Genomic DNA, 20398 nt, shown 5'->3' with positions numbered 1-20398 from the left:
CCGGGTGTGTTCTTTTGGCGGGGGGGGGGGGGGCGCCCGCGCGGGCCCCGCCCCCCCCACGCCCCACCCGGCCACCCGACATGCCCGACCGGAATATCCCATATCGCTAACTTGTCGCATCATCCCCTTCCACTCCTCCGGAAGAAGACCGATGCGCCAGCCCGCCCCGTCCACCGCGCGCAGACGCGCCGCGTGGTGGCCCCTGGTCCTGACCGCACTCCTCCTGGCCTGGGCCCTGCCCCCCGCCCCGGCCCACGCCGACCCCCAGCCCCGGCCGAACCACGACCGCCACCACTCGGCCCACCACAAGCACCGCCACCACCCCCGGCTGTCCCAGCAGGCGAAGGCGGGCCGCTACGGGGGCGGCGAAGCCAAGGTCGGGATGCTGCGCACCTGGCCGACCATCGACTTCTCCGGCCAATCCGTGCTGCGGGAGTTCCGGCTGCGCTCCCTCAGCCCGCACGCCGAGTTCTGGGTCCCCACCGGCGACCTCCGCGTGGACACCGACGACTGCGCCACCTCCAACGCCGACGACCTCGTCATCACCGACCGGGACCTGCGCTACCTGGGTCAGCAGTTCGAGGACGTGATCCGCCCCCGCGAGGTCAAGGTCTTCGGCGTCCCCAAGCCGCGTGACGGCAGCCACGCCAAGCCGGAGAACCTCGACCCGAGCATCCCGGCGGACGCCTGGCGCGGCAAGGGCGACCGCGTCGTCGTGCTCGTCGACAACATCGCGGCCGGCGGGGAGTTCTTCAGCGCCGACGTCGAGACGGTCGACCGCAACATGCTCACCATCGAGGCCGCGGGCTGGAAGACCATGCTCGGCGCAAAGCCGGCCAACCTGGGCGGCACCCCGTGCCGCATCTGGGAGGGCTTCCCGCTGCCGAACTACATCGAGGGCCTCCTCGCCCACGAGTACAACCACGTGCTCTGGTACAGCGGGGCGAAGGACAGCCAGGGCGCCGCCTGGACCACCGAGGGCACGGCCGAATGGGCCAGATGGCTGGTCGGCTACGACGACCGCAGGCAGGACGCCCTCAAGAACCTCAAGATCGCCTGCTTCCAGGGCCGCCAGCAGGCCGCGTTCCCGCCCGGCTACACCGACGCCTACGGCGACCGCAACGGAGGCCCCGAGAACTCCCTCACCCTCTGGGGCGACCCGGGCCAGAGCTTCCTGTGCGACTACGGCGCCTCCGAAACCATGATCCACACCCTCGCCGAACGGTACGGCCACGGCTTCGTCAGGGACCTCCTCTTCGAAGGCGGCGGCTCCGGCTTCGACCGCCTCGCCAAGACCCTCGCCCGCCACGGCGCCCACGAGGACCCCTTCGCCCTCCTGCGCGACTGGTCCACCACGGTGGCCCTCGACGGACTCCTCGACGACGGCGCCGAGCTCACCGGCGCCGACCCGCGCCGCTTCCAGGCCAAGCCCCTCCACTCCAGCGTCAACCTCGACACCCCCTTCGCCTACGCCCGCCCCGGAGCCCCCTCCAACGGCGCCGACTTCGTCCGCCTGCGCGACGCCTCCGGCGGCCCCCTGACCGCAGCCGCGCTCCGCTCGCTGACCTTCGACTCGCCCGCGGAGTACCCGGCGAACCCGGTGGAGTGGACCGTCGACCCGGACGGCCACGCCCCCGGTGACCCCGCCCTCTACTCCGGCCCCCAGGCCGACGACCTCGACCGCAGCATCGTCCGCCCGATCACCGTCGACCCGGCCGACCCCACCCTCACCTTCGACGCTCGCTGGGAGACCGAACCGGGCTACGACCTCGGCGCGGTCCAGATCTCCACCGACGGCGGGGCCACCTTCACCTCACGCCGCAGCGCCGACATGACCACCACCCTCAACGGCGACGCCGAACCGGGGATCACCGCCATGCTGCCCGGCTTCAACGGCGACTCCGGAGGCTGGACCCACCAGAGCATCGACCTCTCCGACCTCTCCGGCCGGACCGTGCTCGTCGCCTTCCGCTACCGCACGGACGCCTTCTTCAACGAGGCCGGCCTGTGGATCGACAACATCAGGTCCGGCTCCACCCTGATCTCCGACGGTTCGACCCTCACCGGCTGGCAGACGATCAGCGACTACCAGATCCACAAGATCCCCGGCATCAGCCTGCGCCTCGTCGCCTACACGGACGACCACAAGCGAGCCTGGACCGCCGACGTCCCCCTCGACTCCGACCACCACGCGACCCTCGACGAACGCCACCTGCGCCATCTCCTCGGCACACGGGCCAAGACCGTCTTCGCGATCGTCGACCACTACGAACCCACCGAAACGATCAGGAGCGCCGCCCCCTACCGCCTCACCGTCAACGGCGTCCTCCAGCCCGGCGGCAGCTGACCGCGGGCCCGGCTTCCCTACCGGCCGGGAACGGAGGATCGTGGGCGGTGTGACCGACAGGAGGTGCGTCATGCGCAAGGTCATGGACTGCAGGGAGTACCCCAGCGAGATCGGCTGCACCTTGACGATCATCGGCGAGGAAGACGAGGTCATGGGCGCGGCCGTCCAGCACGCGGTCGCCGTCCACGGCGAGGAGGACACCCAGGAATTCCGCGACGCACTGCGCGGCATGCTGAAGACCGAGGCGACCTCAGGCGTGTGACCCCCGGAGCTCCTCGAACGCCTCCCGGGCGGAGAAGGACTCGAAGGTCCGCAGCACCGGCCCCCGCTCGGAGGCCAGCACACCGTAGTACTCCGGAATGAGCGAAAGGTCCCCCCAGGGCTCCTCCACATGGGCCCGCACCAGCAGCCTCCCTGATCCCGTGGCCCGTATCCACGGGATCAGGAGGAAGCCGTCCGGCGCCACGACCGGGGCCCCCTCGACCAGCTCGACCCCACCCACCAGCCCGTCCCCGGGGCAGTCCGCCAACCGCCGGGCCACGCCCTCCCGGACCCCCCACACCTCCGCCAGCACGCAGATCTCCGCCCGGGTGTCCGCACCGATCCGCACCCGGTGCCGCAGCAGCGAGTCCACCAGGAACCCGAGCCCGGCCTCCTGCTCACCGACCTCCTGGCACACCCGCACCTCGTCGCCGTCGGCATCCGGCAGCAGAGCGGCGAGACGGTCCCACACCAGAGCTTCATCGATCACCGGCACAACCTAACGCCCGCGAAAAACCAGCTGCGCCACACCGCACCGCCTGCGAGGCTGCGCCGAATGAACCGCGAACAGCTGTCCAAGCTCGCCCACACCCACCACCCCGTCAAATCCCCCCTGAACGACGACTCGGTGGCCCGCCTCCTGGCACACGCCCTCCCGCGCGGCGACGAACGCGTCCTGGACCTCGGCTGCGGCGGCGCGGAATGGCTCCTGCGCGCCCTGACCACCCACCCGGACCTCCGCGCCGAGGGCGTGGACGTCTCGAAGTCCGACCTGACGGAGGCCCGCCAGAAGGCCATCCGCCTCGGTGTGGAGCCCCGCCTCACCCTCCACCACGGCAAGGCCGAGGATTTCACCTCCCCGCACCCCTTCGACCTGATCCTCTGCGTCGGCTCCACCCACGCCCTCGGAGGCCTGCGCCCCACCCTCGAAGCCGCCCGCACCCACCTGGCCCCCGGCGGCCGCGTCCTGATCGGCGACGGCATCTGGGAGGGCACCCCCACCCCCGAAGCGCTCGACGTACTGGGCGACTTCACCGACCTCCCCACCCTGGTGGACCAGGTGGTCGCCGACGGCTGGACCCCCGTCCAGGGCCACACCAGCACCCGCCAGGAACTGGACGACTACGAGTGGTCCAACTGGGGCACCCTGGCCGACTGGGCCCTGGACCACCCCACCCACCCGGACAGTCCCCAGGTCCTCACCTGGTCCACCACCCGCCGCACCGAATGGCTCCACACCTACCGCACCACCTGGGGCTTCACCACCCTCATCCTCCGCCGCACCTCGGACTGACTCAGTCCGCCCGCTCGACCGCTTCGACGTTCCCGACGGCGGTGGTGAACTCGCGGCCCGACGCGTCGCGGACGTACGCGAGTTCCACCCACCGCTCGTACCCGGCGCAGTCCGAGACGTCCTCGTTGACCACGGCCATCAGCACGCCCTCGACCCCGGAGGGGATGTCCCGCACGCGACGGCGCAACAGCCGGTGCGGCAGGTACGCGTAGCCCTCACTCACCGGACACCCCCTCGAACCCGTCGAGGAACCGCTCCCACCCGTCCAGCGCCCGGTCGAGCAGTTCGGCGCTGGGCCCGGTGGGCGGGGTCGCCCTGTTGAGTGCGGCGGCTCACCCCTGGGCCTAGGGTGTTTAGAGAGGAGAGGGAGTGATCGGTTCGATGGCCAGCCAGGGCAGCACCCGTCGGCCGAAGTACCAGCGGATCGCCGACGCGTTGAAGGCGGCCATCCGCTCGGGCGAGTACGGCCCCGGTGACCGGCTTCCCGGCGAGAACGACCTCATGGCCACGTACGACGTCGCCCGCATGACCGCCCGCCAGGCCCTCGGCGTGCTCCAGAACGAAGGCCTCGTGGAAGCGCGCAAGGGTGCGGGCGTCTTCGTCCGCGCCTTCAAGCCCCTGCGGCGGCGCGGTATCGAGCGCCTGGCGCAGGAGCAGTGGGGTGCGGGTCGCTCCATCTGGTCCGCGGACACCGAAGACCGTGAACTGGTCGTCGACCAGATCGACGTGCGCGAGCAGCAGGTGGGCGACCGCTTCGCCGATGTGCTCGGCATCGCCGCCGAAGAACGGGTCTGGGCCCGCAGCCGTCGTTTCGTGCTCGACGGCAAGCCGGTGCTCGTCGCGACGTCGTACCTCCCCTCGACCCTCGTCGCCGACTCCGCCATCACCCGGGCCGACCCCGGCCCCGGCGGCATCTACGCGCGGCTGACGGACTTGGGGTACGCCCCCGTCCACTTCCGCGAGGAGATCCGCTGCCGCATGCCTTCGGCCGACGAGGCCGAGCGCCTGTTACTCTCCCTGGGCACGCCCGTCATCCAGATCGTCCGCACCGCGTTCGCCGAGGGCGGCCGTGCCGTCGAGGTCAACGACATGACCCTGGACTCGGCGTCCTACGTCCTGGAGTACGACTTCGACGCCCACTGACCGTGGCCGAGGCGGGCGGGCAGTCACCGCTCGGCCGGCACTCGTCGAGGGGGAGATGACGGGCTCCCCGACAACCCGTTCAGGCCTTTTCCGGGGCCGTCAGGTCGATCAGCCGGCACACCGTCTCGATGTCTATCTTCACCTGCGCGATCGACGCCCGCCCCGAGAGCCACGTGATCAGCGCCGAGTGCCAGGTGTGCTCGATGACGCGGACCGCCGACAGCTGTTCGGCCGTCGGCGGGGCCTCCAGGCCCATCGCGTCGAGGATGATGGCCGTCGTCAGCCGGGAGACCGTGTCCACCTCCGGGCTGACGCTGCGGTCCGCGAAGGTCAGGGCGCGGACCATGGCGTCCGCCAGGTGCGGTTCCCGCTGCAGTGCCCGGAACGCCCGCATCAGGGTCTCCGCCACCCGCTCGGCCGGCTCCACGCCCGCCGGGGGCCGCTTGCGCAGCGTCGCGTGCATGTGCTGGAGCTGGTCCTGCATGGTCGCGACCAGCAGGTGCACCTTGGACGGGAAGTACCGGTACAGCGTCCCGAGCGCGACCTGCGAGGACTCCGCGACCTCGCGCATCTGCACCGCGTCGAAGCCGCCCCGGCTGGCCAGTTGCGCGCTCGCGTGGAGGATCCGGCGCCGGCGGGCCTCCTGGCGCTCCGTCAGGGGAGGGGACGCCGGGCCGGTCGTCGTCGCCGGTTTCGTGACGGCCTTCGCTTCCGCTGTCATGTGTCCCGTTCCTGGCGTTCCGTGTCGTTGCGGGGGCTGATTCCGGGATGGGCCGGTGAAAGTTCCGTGACGGTCCGGACGCCAGCATCTCAGGCGTCCGAGCCGTGGCGCGAATCACCTGCTCCGCCTCTTACGGTGTGGTTTCCGGCCGGTAGATTCAATGGTCTTCGACGGATCAAGTCTGAAACTTGTTCTACATTATCCGAGCGGTTACGCTCCGGCGACAGCGCAGGGAGACAGGGGGCCGAGAGTGACCGCAGAGGCCGTGGTGACGAGGCCTTTCGAGGCGTTCGGCGCTTCCGCCGCCGACGGCGACCGCCCGTTGCGCATCGCACTCCTCACCTATAAGGGGAACCCGTTCTGCGGCGGCCAGGGCGTCTACGTCCGCCACCTCTCCCGCGAGCTCGTGAAGCTGGGCCACTCCGTCGAAGTGATCGGCGCGCAGCCCTACCCGGTGCTCGACACCGGCGCCACGCTCACCGAACTGCCGAGCCTGGACCTCTACCGCAGCCCCGACCCGTTCCGCACCCCGAAGCGCGACGAGTACCGGGACTGGATCGACGCCCTGGAAGTCGCGACGATGTGGACCGGCGGCTTCCCCGAGCCGCTGACCTTCTCCCTCCGCGCCCGGCGCCACCTCCAGGCCCGCGCGGGCGAGTTCGACGTCATCCACGACAACCAGACCCTCGGCTACGGCCTCCTCGGCGACCTCGGCGCCCCGCTGGTGACGACCATCCACCACCCCATCACCGTCGACCGCAAGCTGGACCTCGCCGCCGCCAAGGACCGCAAGAAGCGCGCCTCCGTGCGCCGCTGGTACGCGTTCACGCGCATGCAGGGCCGCGTCGCCCGCCGCCTGCCCTCCGTCCTCACGGTCTCCGGCTCCTCCCGGCAGGAGATCGCCGAACACCTCGGCGTCCGCGACGACCGCATCCACGTCGTCCACATCGGCGCCGACACCGACCTCTGGTCGCCCGACCCCTCCGTGGCCGAGGTCCCCGGCCGCATCGTGACCACCTCCAGCGCCGACGTCCCGCTCAAGGGGCTCGTCCACCTCGTGGAGGCGCTCGCCAAGCTGCGCACCGAGCAGCCCGACGCGCACCTCGTCGTCGTCGGCAAGCGCGCCGAGAGCGGGCCGGTCGCCCGCGCGATCGAGAAGTACGACCTCCAGGACGCGGTCCGCTTCGTCAAGGGGATCACCGACGCCGAGCTGGTCGACCTGGTGCGCAGCGCCCAGGTGGCCTGCGTGCCCTCCCTCTACGAGGGCTTCTCGCTCCCCGCGGCCGAGGCGATGGCCACCGGCACCCCGCTCGTCGCCACCACCGGCGGGGCCATCCCCGAGGTGGCCGGCCCGGACGGGGAGACCTGCCTGGCCGTGCCGCCCGGCGACGCGGGAGCGCTGGCCGCGGCCCTGGGCCGGATGCTGGGCGACGCGGAACTGCGCGCGCGGCTCGGCGCGGCCGGACGGGAGCGGGTGCTGACCCGGTTCACCTGGGCCAAGGCCGCCGAAGGCACCGCCGCGCACTACAGAGCCGCCATCGCCCGGGCCGCCTCCGCCCGGACCCGCTAGCCGGCGCACCACGGAACGGCGAGCACCGCAAGCACCGCACACACCCCGCACGACCCGCACCACCCCTCACCACCCGCACCACCCTTCACCCCCGTGACCGCGAAGGCAGGACCCCGTGCTGACCGTCGATTTCTCCCGGTTCCCGCTCGCCGCAGGCGACCGCGTGCTCGATCTGGGCTGCGGCGCAGGCCGGCACGCCTTCGAGTGCTACCGGCGCGGCGCCCAGGTCGTCGCCGTCGACCGCAACGGCGAGGAGATCCGCGAGGTCGCCAAGTGGTTCGCCGCCATGAAGGAGGCCGGTGAGGCCCCGGCCGGCGCCACCGCCACCGCCATGGAGGGCGACGCCCTGGCCCTGCCCTTCCCCGACGAGTCCTTCGACGTCGTCATCATCTCCGAGGTGATGGAGCACATCCCCGACGACAAGGGCGTCCTCGCCGAGATGGTGCGCGTCCTCAAGCCGGGCGGCCGCATAGCGGTCACCGTCCCGCGCTACGGCCCGGAGAAGATCTGCTGGGCGCTCTCCGACGCCTACCACGAGGTCGAGGGCGGCCACATCCGCATCTACAAGGCCGACGAACTCCTCGGCAAGATGGAGGCGGCCGGCCTCAAGCCGTACGGCACCCACCACGCGCACGGCCTCCACTCCCCGTACTGGTGGCTCAAGTGCGCCTTCGGCGTGGACAACGACAAGGCGCTGCCGGTCAAGGCGTACCACAAGCTCCTGGTCTGGGACATCATGAAGAAGCCCCTGGCCACCCGCCTCGCCGAGCAGGCCCTCAACCCGGTCATCGGCAAGAGCTTCGTCGCCTACGCGACCAAGCCCCACCTGCCCGTCGGCGCGGCCGGCTCCGCCCAGTGAGCTCGCCGGAGCGCACCGTCCCCGAACACCTCGTCCTGGACGGCGTACTGACCGCCGACCAGGCGGCCCGCACGGTCGAGGCGATACTCGCCGTCCAGCGCGCCGACGGGGCCATACCGTGGTTCCGGGGCCACCACCTCGACCCGTGGGACCACACCGAGGCCGCGATGGCCCTCGACGCGGCCGGCGAGCACGAGGCGGCGGAACGGGCCTACGCCTGGCTGGCCCGCCACCAGAACCAGGACGGCTCCTGGTACGCGGCCTACGCGGACCGGCCCGACGGGGTGGACACCGTCGAACCGCAGGACGCGGGGCGGGAGTCCAACTTCGTCGCGTACATCGCCGTCGGCGTCTGGCACCACTACCTCGCCACCGGCGACGACACCTTCCTGGACCGGATGTGGCCGGCGGTCGTCGCGGCCGTCGAGTTCGTCCTCGGCCTCCAGCAGCCGGGCGGGGAGATCGGCTGGAAGCGGGAGGCGGACGGCACGGCCGTCACCGACGCCCTGCTGACCGGCTCCTCCTCCGTCCACCAGGCCCTGCGCTGCGCCCTGGCCATCGCCGACCACCGCGACGAGCCGCAGCCCGACTGGGAACTGGCGGCGGGCGCCCTGGCGCACGCGATACGCCGGCACCCGGAGCGGTTCCTCGACAAGTCCCGTTACTCGATGGACTGGTACTACCCGGTGCTGGGCGGCGCCCTGACGGGTGCGGAGGCGAAGGCGCGCGTCGAGGAGCGCTGGGAGGAGTTCGTCGTCCCGGACCTGGGGGTGCGGTGCGTGCTGCCGAACCCGTGGGTGACGGGCGGGGAGTCCTGCGAGCTGGCGCTCACGCTGTGGGCGATGGGGGAGTCGGACCGGGCGCTGGAGGTCCTGCGCTCGATCGGCCACCTGCGCGCCGACAACGGCATGTACTGGACGGGCTACGTCTTCGAGGACCGGGCCGTGTGGCCGGTGGAGCAGACGACCTGGACGGCGGGCTCGCTGCTGCTCGCGGTGGCCGCGCTGGGCGGGGACGAGGCCACCACGGTCGTCTTCGGCGGCGACCGCCTCCCGCCGGGCATGGACCCGGGCTGCTGCCCTTAGACCGGCCGGGATCAGACGCGGTGCAGGAGGCGGGCCAGGGCGTGGCCCGCCGCCAGGTAGACCACGGCGGCGACGCCGTAGCCGACGATCACCTGCGCCCAGTGGCGGCCGAGGTGGAAGATGTCGAGCGACCAGCCCGCCAGCCAGGTCGCCGCGTCGTGGAACCACTGGACGACGTCGTTGGAACGGTTCGCGTCCAGCAGGTCCATCACGATCCACACGATGATGATCAACGCCACGACGTCGGCGGCCAGTGCCACGAGCCGGCCGGCCGACCAGCCGGCCCGGCGGCGTCCTGCGATGCGGTCTCCGTACATGCCGGGCGTCTTGCCGCTCCCGCACGGTTGAAACCCGTACGGCCACGCCCGCGGGGGAGTGCTCCCCGTGTCCGAACGGGTCGCCCGGGTGGCGGGGGGACGGGGGCCGGGTGAGGCTGCGGGGGACAGCTCAGTCCCCGGAGGCAACCGTGCGCGTACCCACCACCGTCCGATTCCGCCGCGCCGTGGCGGCCGTGGTCCTGTCCACCTCGCTGATCGCCGGTGCCACCGCGTGCGGCACCGGCGGCGACCGGGGCCAACGGGAGGAGGTCTCCTCGGCGGCGACGGCGGCCGAACTGGCCGCCCTCGCGGTGGCGGAGCCGGACGCGGCCGAGGCCGACGAGCTGGCCGCGGCGACGCCCGAGCCGAGCACGTCGGAGGAGCGGCAGAAGTTCGCGAAGACGCGCTTCGTCGCCAACGCCGGTCTGGCGGCGGGGGCCACCTACCAGTGGATCGTCAAGCCGTACCGGGCGGGCAAGTTCAAGAAGGGCGCGAAGGGCCGTACGTTCGCGCTGATCAAGGCGGGCCTCGCGGGCGCGTTCGCGTACAACCGGCTGAAGGCGGCGGCCGACAACGCCAAGGGCGACCCGCTGCTGTCGAAGGCGATGGGCCCGCTCACGGCGGGCATCGACTCCCTCAAGAACCTGAGCGGCAAGCTGCGCAAGGGCGATGCGGGCGACGCCGACATCAGCTCCTTCGAGAACGTGATCAGCGGGGTGAAGGAGGCCGGCAAGAGCGCGGGCGCCCCGGTGACGGACAAGGTCCCGAGCGTCTCCCAGCTGGGCGGCTGACCGCCCGTACCGCCGTAACGCCGCCTCTGGCCGCCCGCAGCCACCCCTGTGGGCGGCTTGAGGTGTTTCGGGCTGTTTGAATGGAGCGCGTGATCGAGTTCCTCTTCTTCGCCCTGGTCGCCGCCGGTGCCGGCTGGCTGCTGCGCCGCAAGCACCGTCAGCGGGTGGCCGCCGGTCCCGCCGCGGGGATCCCGGGCATGGCCCGGCGCCCGGCCGGCGAGGGCCGCTGGCGCCCGGGCCGGGTGCACGCGGAGGCGGGCGCGGCCCGCTGGCAGCCCGGCCGGGGCCCCGCCGTACCGCTGGCCGGCGCCCGCGAGGGCTCCGTGCGGGCCCCGTCCGTACGCGAGGGGCTGGCCATCAACCCCGGCTCGCGGATCGTCGCCTGCGCGGCGGGGGACGGCGGCCCGGACGTGGAGATCGCGGTGATGCCCCCGGACCTGCCCGAACTCCTGAAGGCCGTCCCGGCGGTCCCGGGTGGGACCCCCTAGCCGTTCAGCTCCGCCATCACCCGGAGGGTGTGCGGGTCCGGGGCGGTGACGAGGAGGTCGGTGACCGGGCCCTTGCGCCACAGCTCCAGCCGTTCCGCGATCCGTTCGCGCGGGCCGACCAGGGAGATCTCGTCGGCGAAGGCGTCCGGCACGGCGAGGACCGCCTCCTGCCTGCGCCCGGCCAGGAACAGGTCCTGGATCCGCCGGGCCTGCGCCTCGTACCCCATCCGGGCCATCAGGTCGGCGTGGAAGTTGCGGGCCGCGTGCCCCATGCCGCCGATGTAGAAGCCGAGCATCGCCTTGACCGGGAGCAGCCCCTCGGCGACGTCCTCGCAGACGTGCGCCCGGGCCATCGGGGCGATCATGAACCCCTCGGGGAGGCCGGCCAGGGAGGCCTGGTACACGTCCGTGCGGGTGGGGGACCAGTACAGCGGCAGCCAGCCGTCCGCGATCCGGGTCGTCTGGGCGATGTTCTTCGGCCCCTCCGCCCCCAGCAGCAGCGGGAGGTCGGCGCGCAGCGGGTGGGTGATGGGCTTGAGGGGCTTGCCGAGGCCGGTGCCGTCCTCCCCCCGGTACGGGTGGGCGTGGAAGCGGCCGTCCAGCGCGACGGGGGCCTCGCGGCGCAGCACCTGGCGGACGACGTCGACGTACTCGCGGGTGGCGGTGAGCGGGCTCGCGGGGAAGGGGCGCCCGTACCAGCCCTCCACCACCTGCGGCCCGGACAGGCCCAGCCCGAGCATCATCCGGCCGCCGGAGAGGTGGTCCAGGGTGAGGGCGTGCATGGCGGTGGCCGTGGGGGTGCGGGCGGACATCTGGGCGATGGCGGTGCCCAGGCGGATGCGGGAGGTGTGCGCGGCGATCCAGGTGAGGGGGGTGAAGGCGTCGGAGCCCCACGCCTCGGCGGTCCACACCGAGTCGTAGCCCAGGCGCTCGGCCTCGGTGGCGAGGTCGAGGTGGGAGGGGCTGGGGCCCCGGCCCCAGTAGCCGAGTGCGAGTCCGAGGCGCATGTACGGTCCCCTCCGCGATGCCGATACGTGTACCGATCCCGACCGGTCGGATCTGACGCTACGTCAGATATACCCGCCCCGGCGACTGTAGGGCACGGGGCCCCCGCCGGGAAGTGCGACGGCCCCCCGCCGGTGGGGCGGGGGGCCGTGCTCACGCGCTCGGGGGGTCAGCCGCGCTGGATGCCCGAGGTGTCGTTCAGGACGCCGCGGCGGCCGTCCTGGGTCTGGGCGATCAGCGTGGACGGGCCGCGCTGGTCGACGGCCAGGTACCAGGTGCCCGGGGCGAGTTCCGCGATCGGGGTCGGGGAGCCGTCCTCGGCGAAGAGGGGCCGGGCCACCGGCACCGCGAACCAGAACGGCGTGAACTCGGCGGCCGGGAACCCGGCGCCGGCGGAGTCCTGCGGGGTGCCCCCGTACGCCGGGGCCGGCTGCGGGGTGGCCCCGTAGCCCTGCGGCTGCTGCCCGCCCGGGTAGCCGTACCCGGTGCCGGGCTGCTGGCCCCCGTACGGCTGGGCCGTGACCGGCCTGGGCTCCGGCACCAGCGGCCCGGCGAGCGCGGGGACCTTCGAACCGGCGACGGCCACGGCGGCCAGGGCCAGCGTGGCGAGGAAGCCGAGGATGGACCCGGCGCCCAGGTCGGCCAGCGGCGGGGTGGCGATCAGCGACCAGAGTCCGTTCCAGGCGGCGGCCACGGCCAGCACCGTGCCCCAGGCCGTCAGCGTCAGGCCGGCGACCTTGCGGCCCTCGGGCTGGAAGCGGGCCCCGATCAGCAGGCCCGCCGCGATGAAGCCCGTCAGGAAGACGGCGGGGAGGGCCAGCCGGTAGACGTCGGTGTCCCACACGCTCGGGAGGTCGGCGCCGGCGGCGGAGTAGAAATCGAGGAACGAGGCGATGAACAGCAGCGCCGCTGCTCCGATCACCACGCCGTCGCCTCGAGTGAGGGAGCGGATGTTCACGTCTCTGGTGTCCTTCTCGGTCTTGGCAGGGGGCGGATCGGGCGCCCCCATGGTACGGAGGTTTCCGCGGCCGAGAGGACCGGGGCGGCGAGCCGCCGCGGGTGGTCCCGGGGGCTGCCCTCCCGGGACCGCTGCCCCTGGGGGGCTACCCGCCCAGGAAGCCGGTGATGCCGTCCGCGATGCCCTGGGCCGCCTTCTGCCGCCACTCCGGACTCGTCAGCTGCGCCGCGTCCTTGTCGTCCCGCATGTTGCCGCACTCCAGGAACACCTTGGGCCGGGTCGACAGGTTGAGCCCGCCCAGGTCGTCCCGGACGACCAGCCCGGTGCCGCTGCCGAGGTAGTTGGCGGGGGACGAGCCGGTGGCGCGGGCGAAGTTGGAGGCGAGGCGCTCGCCGAGGTCGCGGGACGGGCCGACGATCTTCGCGGTGTCGGCCGCGCCGCCCTTGACCCGGGCGGGGAGGATCACGTGGAAGCCGCGGTTGCCGGCGGAGGCGCCGTCGGCGTGGACGGAGACGACGGCGTCGGCCGCGGCCTGGTTGCCGATCCGGGCCCGCTCGTCGATGCAGGGGCCCCACGGGCGGTCCCCGTCGTGGGTCAGGACCACCTTGGCGCCCTTGGCCTCCAGCAGGGCGCGCACCCGGTGGGAGACGTCGAGGGAGAACTCCGCCTCCATGTAACCGGAGTTGGTGGTGGTGCCGGTGGTGTCGCACTCCTTGCGGTTGGTGCCGATGTCCACCTGCTGGTCGATCTCCCGGCCGTGCTTGAAGTTGCCGGTGTTGTGCCCGGGGTCGATGACGACGGTCCGGCCGGTCAGCGGGCCCTTGGCGGGGGCCGCCGCCTGCGGGGCGGCCGGGGCGGCCGGCGCGCTCGGCGAGGCGCTGGCCTTGGCGTCCCCGGCGGCCGCGGAGGAGACGGCGACGGGCGCTCCGGCGGGCTGCGCGGCGTCGGCCCCCGGACCGGCCAGCACCTGGGTGAGCACCCAGCCCGCCAGGCAGGTCGGGGCCAGCGCCGCGAGCGCCACCGCGAGGGCGGGCCGGCGTGCGAACCAGGGCCGGTCGGGACTGACGGAGGAGGCGGACTCGGGCGGCGGGGGGCTGTCGTCGTAGCGCACGACGCGATGCTAGAACGCCCGGGCGGCCCCCGTCCGCACCCTGCGCCATCCGAGGGCGTGGTCCGATTGTCGTTCTTGTAGGCCCGGCGGGGATGCCCCCTGGTGGTGGGCCTAGATGCCCTCGGCCGTGCGGCGCAGGACGCGGAGGGAGTTCGTCGCCGGGAGTTCCTCGAAGGCGCCGGAGGCCAGGGCGCGCAGGTAGATGCGGTACGGGGCCTGGCCGCCGTCGGCGGGGTCGGGGAAGACGTCGTGGATGACCAGGGTGCCGCCGACCGCCAGGTGCGGGGCCCAGCCCTCGTAGTCGTTCGTGGCGTGCTCGTCGGTGTGGCCGCCGTCGATGAAGACGAGGCCGAGCTTGCCGCCCCAGGCCGCCGCGACCTGGGGGGAGCGGCCCACGACCGCGATCACGTGCTCCTCCAGGCCGGCCTTGTGGAGGGTGCGGCGGAAGGTGGGGAGGGTGTCCATCAGGCCGATCTCCGGGTCCACCACCGTCGGGTCGTGGTACTCCCAGCCGGGCTGCTGCTCCTCGCTGCCCCGGTGGTGGTCGACGGTGATCGCGGGGACCCCCGCCTCGCGGGCGGCGTCGGCCAGCAGGATCGTGGAGCGCCCGCAGTACGTGCCGACCTCCAGCAGCGGCAGCCCGAGCGCGGCCGCGGCGGAGGCGGCCCCGTGGAGGGCGAGGCCCTCGTCGACGGGCATGAACCCCTTGGCGGCCTCGAAGGCGGCGAGGGTCTCCGGCTTGGGGGTGGCGGCCATGGGGGTCCTCCGGGGGCGGTGAGCGGGTCCGGCGCGGGTGGGCGGCGCGGGTGCCGTGCGGGTGTGGTGCAGGTGTGGTGCGGTGTGGTGCAGGTGCGGCGGCCCATGGTGCCCTACCGGGCGGTAGGGCACCATGCCGGGGTCAGTCCAGGTCGTAGGTGAACGTGTAGGGGACGGACGTCTCGCCCTGGCGGTGGACGAAGCCGCCGCTCCCGCGCAGGCCCGTCAGGGCGCCGGTGCCCGAGCCCGGGACGACCTCGAAGGTGCAGCGGGTCGTGCCGTCCTCCTGGAACGAGCCCCGCTCCTCGACCGTGAAGCTCCCGCCGCGGCCGTCGAGGCTGCCGGTGACCAGTTCCAGGCCGGTGAAGGTGCCGGTGGCCGCCGTCAGGTAGGCGATCGCGTACCTGCACACGGTCGCGTCGGCCTCGATGCCGCCGGAGAAGGAGTTGACGACCGAGGCGTGGGCGAGCCGGGGCACCACGTCGTCCGGGCCGGCGGCGTGCTCCTCCCATGCGGCGTAGGTGAAGCGGCCGGTGGCGGTGTGCGTGGGCATGGCTGTCCTTCCGGGAGGGGGTGTTCGTGCGGTGACCAGGTTGGGCGGCGTACCTGACACCTCCTGTCAGGTACGCGGCCGAGAATGGCCGGATGCGCGCCGACCGGCTCCTCTCCCTGCTCCTGCTGCTCCAGAACCGCGGCGGGATGACCGCCCCCGAACTCGCCGCGGAACTGGAGGTGTCCGTCCGGACGGTGTACCGGGACGTCGAGGCGCTCGGCGCCGCCGGAGTGCCGGTCCGCGCCGACCGGGGTCCCGCCGGCGGCTACCGGCTGATGGACGGCTACCGCACCCGGCTGACCGGTCTCACCGACGCCGAGGCCGGCTCCCTCTTCCTGGCAGGAGCGCCCGGCCCCGCCCGGGACCTGGGGCTGGGGGCGGTGGTGGCCACCGCCCGGCTGAAGCTGGAGGCCGCGCTGCCCGCCGCGCTGGCGGACCGGGTCCGGCTGGTCCAGGACCGCTTCCACCTGGACGCCCCCGCCTGGTTCCGGGAAGCGGACCCGGTACCGCACCTGGCGGCGGTGGCCCGGGCGGTGTGGGAGCAGCGCACGCTGCGCGTGGAGTACCGGCGCTGGTCGGGCGAGCTGCGGCGGCGGGAGCTGCACCCGCTGGGCATCGTCCTGAAGGGGGGCATCTGGTACCTGGTCGCGGAGTCGGCCGGGAACCCCCGCACCTACCGGGTGGCCCGGCTGCTGGAGGTGGAGGAGACGGGCGGGGCCTTCGAGCGGCCGCCCGGCTTCGACCTGGCCGCCCACTGGGAGGAGTCCGCCCGCCGCCTGGAGGCCGCCCTCCACCAGGACACGGCCCGGCTGCGGATCTCCCCGCGCGGGCGGCGGCTGCTGCCCATGCAGTTCGGGGCCGCGGGGGTGCGGGCCCTGGAGGGGGCCGGGGAGCCGGACGGGGAGGGGTGGGTGGAGGTGGAGCTGCCGGTGGAATCGCGGGCCGTGGCGGTGGGGGACCTGCTCCGGCTCGGGGTGGAGGCGGAGGTGCTCGGTCCGGCGGAGCTGCGGGCGGCGGTGGCCGGGGTGGCGGGGGCGCTCGCCGCCCGTTACGCGGAGCCGCCGGTGCTGTGATCCGCCTTTCGGACAACGCGAGTTGGCGGGTCGTATGATCTCCCCTGCCGTGAGCGGCCGGGCCGGGCCGGGCCGCGCCGGGCGGCTGGGAGGGCGGGGCGGGTATGGAGGCCATCGGGCTGTCGGGTCCGGAACGGGTGAGGCCCTACCGGGTGCTCGGCGTACTCGGGCAGGGCGGCATGGGCCGGGTGCTGCTGGCCGCGGCGCCCGACGGGCGGCTGGTCGCGGTCAAGCAGGTGCATGCCGGGCTGGCCGCCGACGACGCCTTCCGCGCCCGGTTCCGGCGCGAGTGGCCGCCTCGCAGCGGGTGTCCGGGGCCTATACGGCGGCCGTGATGGACGCCGACGTGGACGCGCCGACCCCGTGGCTGGCCTCGGTGTTCGTCCCCGGGCCCTCGCTGGGCGCGGCGGTGACGGAGCTGGGCGCGCTGCCGGAGCCGACGGTACGGCGCCTCGCGGCCGGACTGGTGACGGCGCTGACGGAGATCCACCGGGCGGGGCTGATCCACCGCGACCTCAAGCCCGAGAACGTCCTGCTCACCCAGGACGGCGTCCGGGTGATCGACCTGGGCATCGCGCGGGTCGCCGAGATCGGGGTGGACACCCGGCTGACGCGGACCGGCCTGGTCATCGGCTCCCCGGCCTTCATGTCGCCGGAGCAGGCGGAGGGCCGGGAACTGGCCCCGGCCAGCGACCTGTTCTCGCTGGGCTCGGTGCTGGCCCTGGCGGCCACGGGGGCCAGCCCGTTCGTGGCGGACTCGACCCTCCAGACCCTGTTCAACCTGGTCCACGGCGAGCCCGAACTGTCGGCGGTCCCGGCGGGGCTGCGCCCGCTGATCGCCCGCTGCCTGGCGAAGGCCCCGGCCGACCGGCCGACCCCGGCGGAGGTGCTGGACCTCCTGGGCCCGGTGCCCCCGGCGGGCCGCCTGCCGTGGCCTCCGGCGGTCCACGACCTGATCGCGGCCCAGGGGGCGGCGATCGACCGCCTCCTGGGCGTCGAACCCGAGGCCACCCCCGGGGGCCGCCCGGCACCCCCGGAACCGGCGGGGCGGGCGGCGACGGTGGCGGACCTGGCCCCGGAGGCGGGTGCGGGTCCGGCGTCGGGTGCTGCCCCGGCGTCGGGTGCGGCCCCGGCCCAGGCTCTGGCCTCGGCCCCGGGCTCGGCCCCGGCCCAGGCTCTGGCCTCGGCCCCGGCCTCGGGCTCGGCCCCGGCCTCGGCCCCGGCCCCGGCCCCGGCCCTGGCCTCGGGCCCGGCCCAGGCCCTGGCCCCGAACCCGGCCTCGGCCCAGGCCCCGGGTCAGGGCCCGAATGCCGAGCCGGAGTCGGGGCGTGTGAGGATCCCGGATCCGCGGGTGGCGGGCCGGGTCGCGTACGGGGCCGGGCCTCTGCAGGCGGCCGAACCGGGGCCGGTGGCAGGGCTCCCGCACGGGGCCGGGTCCGGGCGGGCGTCCGGGGCGGAGCCCTCGCCCGGGCCGGAGCCCGTGGCAGGGCTCCGGCACGGGGCCGGGCGGGAGCGCGATGCCGGGCCCGGGGGTGCGGCCGGGCCGCAGCGCCTGGCCGGGACGGAGCGCGAGGTCGGACCGGAGCGTGCGACGGAGCCGCAACGTGCGGCGGGGGCGCGGCACTTGGCCGAGACCGCACGTGCGGCCGAGACCACACGTGCGGGCGGGGTCCGGCCGGCCGGTGGGGCCTTCGGGCCGGGGGCCCCCACCGAGCCGGCGCTGGAGCCGGGGGCGGCTGCGGCGTCGGGGTCGGCCTGGGCCCGCTCGCCCCGTGCCGTGTTCCTCGCGGCCGCCGGGGTGCTCGTGGCGGTCGGCCTCGGGATCTGGGGGATCTCCTCGGTGCGGAACGGGCAGGAGGGACAGGGGCAGGGCGGGGAGGCCGTCAAGGACAAGTACGCGACCCTGGCGGACTGCCCGAGGCTCGACCCGCTCCTCCCCCTGCAGCCGGGCGCGCGCGACAGCTCCAAGGACGTCCACTCCGAGACCACCTCGGGTGCGATCACGAGTTGCAGCTGGACCCAGGACACGAAGGCGTACGCGTCCGTGGACTGGGACCTGGAGCTCGGCCCGCACGGGAAGGGCGGCGGGACGGAGGCGCAGCGGCAGCGCTACGCCGAGGCGGTGACCGAGGGCTCGGGCGAGGCCGGTATCGGTGACGAGGCGTTCTGGAACGGAACCTGCCAGCTCGTCGTCCGCGACGGGAACGTCATGGTGACGGTGTGGCTCAACGGCGGCCACTCGTCCACCGACGACTGCCGGCCCCGGGTGAGGGACATCGCCCGGACCGCCCTCGCCCGCACGGCCGGCTGAGGGGCCCGTCACCCCCCGGCGGGCCGCCGCACGCGCCGCTGGTTGCTCGTGCCGCAGGCCAGGCAGACCAGCCATTCCCGGAGTTCGCCGTTCTCCTCCCGCCAGGGCTCGCTGACGACGTTGCCGCCCTCCTCGCCGCAGAAGAAGCAGTCGGCCTCCTCGCCCTCCGGCCGCCGCATCGACGTCAGCGGGCCGGTCTGCGGGTCCCGGTAGCCCACCCACCCGCACCCGGAGCACTCCCACCACTGCTCCGGTCTCGGTGCCGGCCCGGCCCCGCCCCAGCGGTTGCGGGTGTACCGGACGTCCAGCGCCGCCATCGGGGTCCGCCCGCAGCGCGGGCAGGCGGGGTTCGTCGTCATGGTGCGCCTTCCTGGCCTCGCGGCCTTCCACAGCGGCCCAGCCCAGCCCACCCCATCCCCGCCGCCCGCGCAACCCGCCCCAAGAGGAACTCGATCTGACCTTCCGTCAGATTGAAACGTGTTCTAGTCTGCCGCGCATGGGCATCGGAATCACGCAGGAGCAGCGGGAGTTGGCCGGCGCCGTGCGCGGCTGGGTGGCGCGGGCGGTGCCGCCCGAGGCGGTGCGGAAGCTGCTCGACGCCCCGCCCCAGGCCGGGGCGCGGCCGGGCTACTGGGACGGCATGTGCGCGCAGGGGCTGGTGACGCCCCATCTGGAGGGCGGGACCCTGCTGGACCTGGCCGTCGTCGTGGAGGAGGCCGCCCGGGCGGCGCTGCCCGGGGCGTTCCTGCCGAGTGCGCTGGCCTCCGTACTCCTGGACCGGGCGGGGGCGCCGCCGCTGGACGGGCGGGTCGGCGCGGTCGCCCTGGGCCCCGGCGGGGTCACCGCCGTCGCCGCCGAGGGGGGCGGGTGGCGGCTGGACGGGCTCGCGCCTCCCGTGCTCGGGGCCGGCGAGGCGGAGCTGGTGCTGCTCGCCGCCCAGTGCGAGGGCGGGGTCCGGTGGTTCGCGGTGGACGCCGGCGCGCTGGAGGTCCGGCCGCACGAGAGCGCCGACCCGACCCGGCCCACCGCCGAGGTCCGGGCGCACGGGGTGACCGTCCCGGCCGCGCGGCTCCTGGAGCTGGACGAGGCCCTCGTGCGGGACCTGGCCTGCGTGCTCTTCGCCGCCGACGCCTGCGGGACCGCCGCCTGGGCGGTCCACACGGCCGCCGCACACGCCAAGACCCGCGAGCAGTTCGGCCACCCCATCGGACGGTTCCAGGGCGTCAAGCACCTGTGCGCCGACATGCTGGTCCGCCTCGAACAGGCCCGCGCCCTCACCTGGGACGCCGCCAACTGCGCGGCCGGCGACACGGAGCCCACCCCCGCCGAGCCCCCGGACCGGACCCCCGCCGGGCCCCCGGACCGGACCCCCGCCGGGCCCCCGGACGGGACTGCCGCCGCGACCCCGGACCGGGCCCCCGCCGGGCTCCCAGACCGGACCGCCGCCGGGCCCCCGGACGGGACTGCCGCTGGGGCCACCGGCGGGGCCACCGCCACCGCCCCCACCCCCGGTGGGCCCCGCTCGCTCGTTGCCGCTCTCGCCGCCGCGGTCGCCCTCGACGCCGCCTGGTCCTGTGCCAAGGACTGCATCCAGATCCTCGGCGGCATCGGCTTCACCTGGGAGCACGACGCCCACATCCACCTGCGCCGCGCCCTCGTCGCCCGCCAGCTCCTCGGCCCCGGCGACGCCCACCGCCTGCGCGCCGTGCGCCTCGCCGCCGCCGGGGCCCGGCGCGAGCTGCGCCTGCGCCTGCC

Annotated in this window: 23 protein-coding genes; 13 read left to right on the top strand and 10 right to left on the bottom strand. The window is 74.4% G+C overall.

The genetic code is table 11. The features are described 5' to 3' along the window. Positions 1–151 precede the first annotated feature (151 nt). Positions 152–2347 carry a choice-of-anchor J domain-containing protein gene (locus ACFVXK_RS28080; RefSeq protein ID WP_389616555.1) on the top strand — a complete coding sequence of 732 codons (2196 nt, stop codon included), beginning with the start codon at positions 152–154 and terminating at the stop codon, positions 2345–2347. A gap of 70 nt (positions 2348–2417) precedes the next feature. Further along, positions 2418–2609: a DUF1059 domain-containing protein gene (locus tag ACFVXK_RS28075; RefSeq protein WP_358898349.1), complete on the top strand. Its 192-nt coding sequence runs from the start codon at positions 2418–2420 to the stop codon at positions 2607–2609. Here ACFVXK_RS28075 and ACFVXK_RS28070 read toward each other — a convergent pair. Further along, positions 2598–3098: a hypothetical protein gene (locus ACFVXK_RS28070; RefSeq protein WP_389616552.1), complete on the bottom strand. Its 501-nt coding sequence runs from the start codon at positions 3096–3098 to the stop codon at positions 2598–2600. The two genes, ACFVXK_RS28075 and ACFVXK_RS28070, sit on opposite strands and share 12 nt — an antisense overlap. Positions 3099–3164: 66 nt before the next feature. Here ACFVXK_RS28070 and ACFVXK_RS28065 point away from each other — a divergent pair, with 66 nt between their 5' ends. Then, entirely contained in the window at positions 3165–3902 is a 738-nt protein-coding gene (locus tag ACFVXK_RS28065; protein ID WP_389616549.1) for an SAM-dependent methyltransferase, read from the top strand. 1 nt (position 3903) lies between these two features. Here ACFVXK_RS28065 and ACFVXK_RS28060 read toward each other — a convergent pair whose 3' ends face one another. Beyond that, a complete protein-coding gene (locus tag ACFVXK_RS28060) occupies positions 3904–4125 on the bottom strand; it encodes a hypothetical protein (protein ID WP_389616546.1) in 222 nt (73 codons plus the stop codon). Positions 4126–4283: 158 nt separating this feature from the next. On the opposite strand from ACFVXK_RS28060, the gene ACFVXK_RS28055 reads away from it, so the two are divergent. Beyond that, positions 4284–5045: a GntR family transcriptional regulator gene (locus ACFVXK_RS28055; protein WP_389616561.1), complete on the top strand. Its 762-nt coding sequence runs from the start codon at positions 4284–4286 to the stop codon at positions 5043–5045. A 79-nt stretch (positions 5046–5124) separates the two neighbouring features. On the opposite strand, the gene ACFVXK_RS28050 is transcribed toward ACFVXK_RS28055, so the two are convergent. Next, positions 5125–5766, bottom strand: a complete 642-nt coding sequence (locus tag ACFVXK_RS28050) for a TetR family transcriptional regulator (protein WP_389616543.1) — start codon at positions 5764–5766, stop codon at positions 5125–5127. A 250-nt stretch (positions 5767–6016) separates the two neighbouring features. Here ACFVXK_RS28050 and ACFVXK_RS28045 point away from each other — a divergent pair, with 250 nt between their 5' ends. The 3 genes from ACFVXK_RS28045 to ACFVXK_RS28035 all read left to right on the top strand — a co-directional run bounded on the left by ACFVXK_RS28045 (position 6017) and on the right by ACFVXK_RS28035 (position 9280). Further along, complete coding sequence (locus ACFVXK_RS28045; protein WP_389616540.1) at positions 6017–7336, top strand: glycosyltransferase family 4 protein; 1320 nt, start codon at positions 6017–6019, stop codon at positions 7334–7336. A gap of 115 nt (positions 7337–7451) precedes the next feature. Beyond that, the gene (locus ACFVXK_RS28040; RefSeq protein ID WP_389616537.1) at positions 7452–8195 is read left to right on the top strand and encodes a class I SAM-dependent methyltransferase; all 744 of its coding nucleotides are present in this window, start codon (positions 7452–7454) and stop codon (positions 8193–8195) included. Beyond that, positions 8192–9280: a prenyltransferase gene (locus ACFVXK_RS28035; RefSeq protein ID WP_389616534.1), complete on the top strand. Its 1089-nt coding sequence runs from the start codon at positions 8192–8194 to the stop codon at positions 9278–9280. Before ACFVXK_RS28040 ends, ACFVXK_RS28035 begins: the two co-directional genes overlap by 4 nt. 11 nt (positions 9281–9291) lie before the next feature. Here ACFVXK_RS28035 and ACFVXK_RS28030 read toward each other — a convergent pair whose 3' ends face one another. After that, positions 9292–9597 (bottom strand): hypothetical protein, encoded by a 306-nt coding sequence (locus ACFVXK_RS28030; protein WP_389616531.1) that lies wholly within the window; start codon positions 9595–9597, stop codon positions 9292–9294. Between the two features lie 149 nt (positions 9598–9746). On the opposite strand from ACFVXK_RS28030, the gene ACFVXK_RS28025 reads away from it, so the two are divergent. Further along, complete coding sequence (locus tag ACFVXK_RS28025; RefSeq protein WP_389616528.1) at positions 9747–10388, top strand: hypothetical protein; 642 nt, start codon at positions 9747–9749, stop codon at positions 10386–10388. A gap of 89 nt (positions 10389–10477) precedes the next feature. Further along, positions 10478–10876 carry a hypothetical protein gene (locus ACFVXK_RS28020; protein ID WP_389616525.1) on the top strand — a complete coding sequence of 133 codons (399 nt, stop codon included), beginning with the start codon at positions 10478–10480 and terminating at the stop codon, positions 10874–10876. Here ACFVXK_RS28020 and ACFVXK_RS28015 read toward each other — a convergent pair. The 5 genes from ACFVXK_RS28015 to ACFVXK_RS27995 all read right to left on the bottom strand — a co-directional run bounded on the left by ACFVXK_RS28015 (position 10873) and on the right by ACFVXK_RS27995 (position 15259). Then, the gene (locus ACFVXK_RS28015) at positions 10873–11883 is read right to left on the bottom strand and encodes an LLM class F420-dependent oxidoreductase (protein WP_389616522.1); all 1011 of its coding nucleotides are present in this window, start codon (positions 11881–11883) and stop codon (positions 10873–10875) included. The two genes, ACFVXK_RS28020 and ACFVXK_RS28015, sit on opposite strands and share 4 nt — an antisense overlap. Positions 11884–12050: 167 nt before the next feature. After that, complete coding sequence (locus tag ACFVXK_RS28010; RefSeq protein WP_389616558.1) at positions 12051–12839, bottom strand: hypothetical protein; 789 nt, start codon at positions 12837–12839, stop codon at positions 12051–12053. A 145-nt stretch (positions 12840–12984) separates the two neighbouring features. Beyond that, positions 12985–13950: an N-acetylmuramoyl-L-alanine amidase gene (locus ACFVXK_RS28005; RefSeq protein WP_389616519.1), complete on the bottom strand. Its 966-nt coding sequence runs from the start codon at positions 13948–13950 to the stop codon at positions 12985–12987. A 111-nt stretch (positions 13951–14061) separates the two neighbouring features. Next, positions 14062–14706 carry a class I SAM-dependent methyltransferase gene (locus ACFVXK_RS28000; RefSeq protein WP_389616516.1) on the bottom strand — a complete coding sequence of 215 codons (645 nt, stop codon included), beginning with the start codon at positions 14704–14706 and terminating at the stop codon, positions 14062–14064. 142 nt (positions 14707–14848) lie between these two features. Continuing rightward, positions 14849–15259 (bottom strand): DUF3224 domain-containing protein, encoded by a 411-nt coding sequence (locus tag ACFVXK_RS27995; RefSeq protein WP_389616513.1) that lies wholly within the window; start codon positions 15257–15259, stop codon positions 14849–14851. Positions 15260–15351: 92 nt separating this feature from the next. Between ACFVXK_RS27995 and ACFVXK_RS27990 the strand changes: the two genes are divergently transcribed. The 3 genes from ACFVXK_RS27990 to ACFVXK_RS27980 all read left to right on the top strand — a co-directional run bounded on the left by ACFVXK_RS27990 (position 15352) and on the right by ACFVXK_RS27980 (position 18643). Beyond that, complete coding sequence (locus ACFVXK_RS27990) at positions 15352–16332, top strand: helix-turn-helix transcriptional regulator (RefSeq protein ID WP_389616510.1); 981 nt, start codon at positions 15352–15354, stop codon at positions 16330–16332. Between the two features lie 104 nt (positions 16333–16436). Beyond that, entirely contained in the window at positions 16437–16667 is a 231-nt protein-coding gene (locus ACFVXK_RS27985; RefSeq protein WP_389616507.1) for a hypothetical protein, read from the top strand. Continuing rightward, positions 16667–18643, top strand: a complete 1977-nt coding sequence (locus tag ACFVXK_RS27980) for a protein kinase (protein ID WP_389616504.1) — start codon at positions 16667–16669, stop codon at positions 18641–18643. Before ACFVXK_RS27985 ends, ACFVXK_RS27980 begins: the two co-directional genes overlap by 1 nt. 8 nt (positions 18644–18651) lie before the next feature. On the opposite strand, the gene ACFVXK_RS27975 is transcribed toward ACFVXK_RS27980, so the two are convergent. After that, positions 18652–19002, bottom strand: a complete 351-nt coding sequence (locus ACFVXK_RS27975) for a hypothetical protein (protein ID WP_389616502.1) — start codon at positions 19000–19002, stop codon at positions 18652–18654. 137 nt (positions 19003–19139) lie between these two features. Between ACFVXK_RS27975 and ACFVXK_RS27970 the strand changes: the two genes are divergently transcribed. Further along, positions 19140–20398 (top strand): acyl-CoA dehydrogenase family protein (locus ACFVXK_RS27970; protein WP_389616499.1); only part of this gene is annotated, 1259 nt, incomplete at its 3' end.

The sequence above is a fragment of the Streptomyces sp. NPDC058157 genome, from assembly GCF_042884105.1.
Lineage (GTDB): Bacteria > Actinomycetota > Actinomycetes > Streptomycetales > Streptomycetaceae > Streptomyces.
This window is presented reverse-complemented; position numbering and strand designations above follow the sequence as displayed.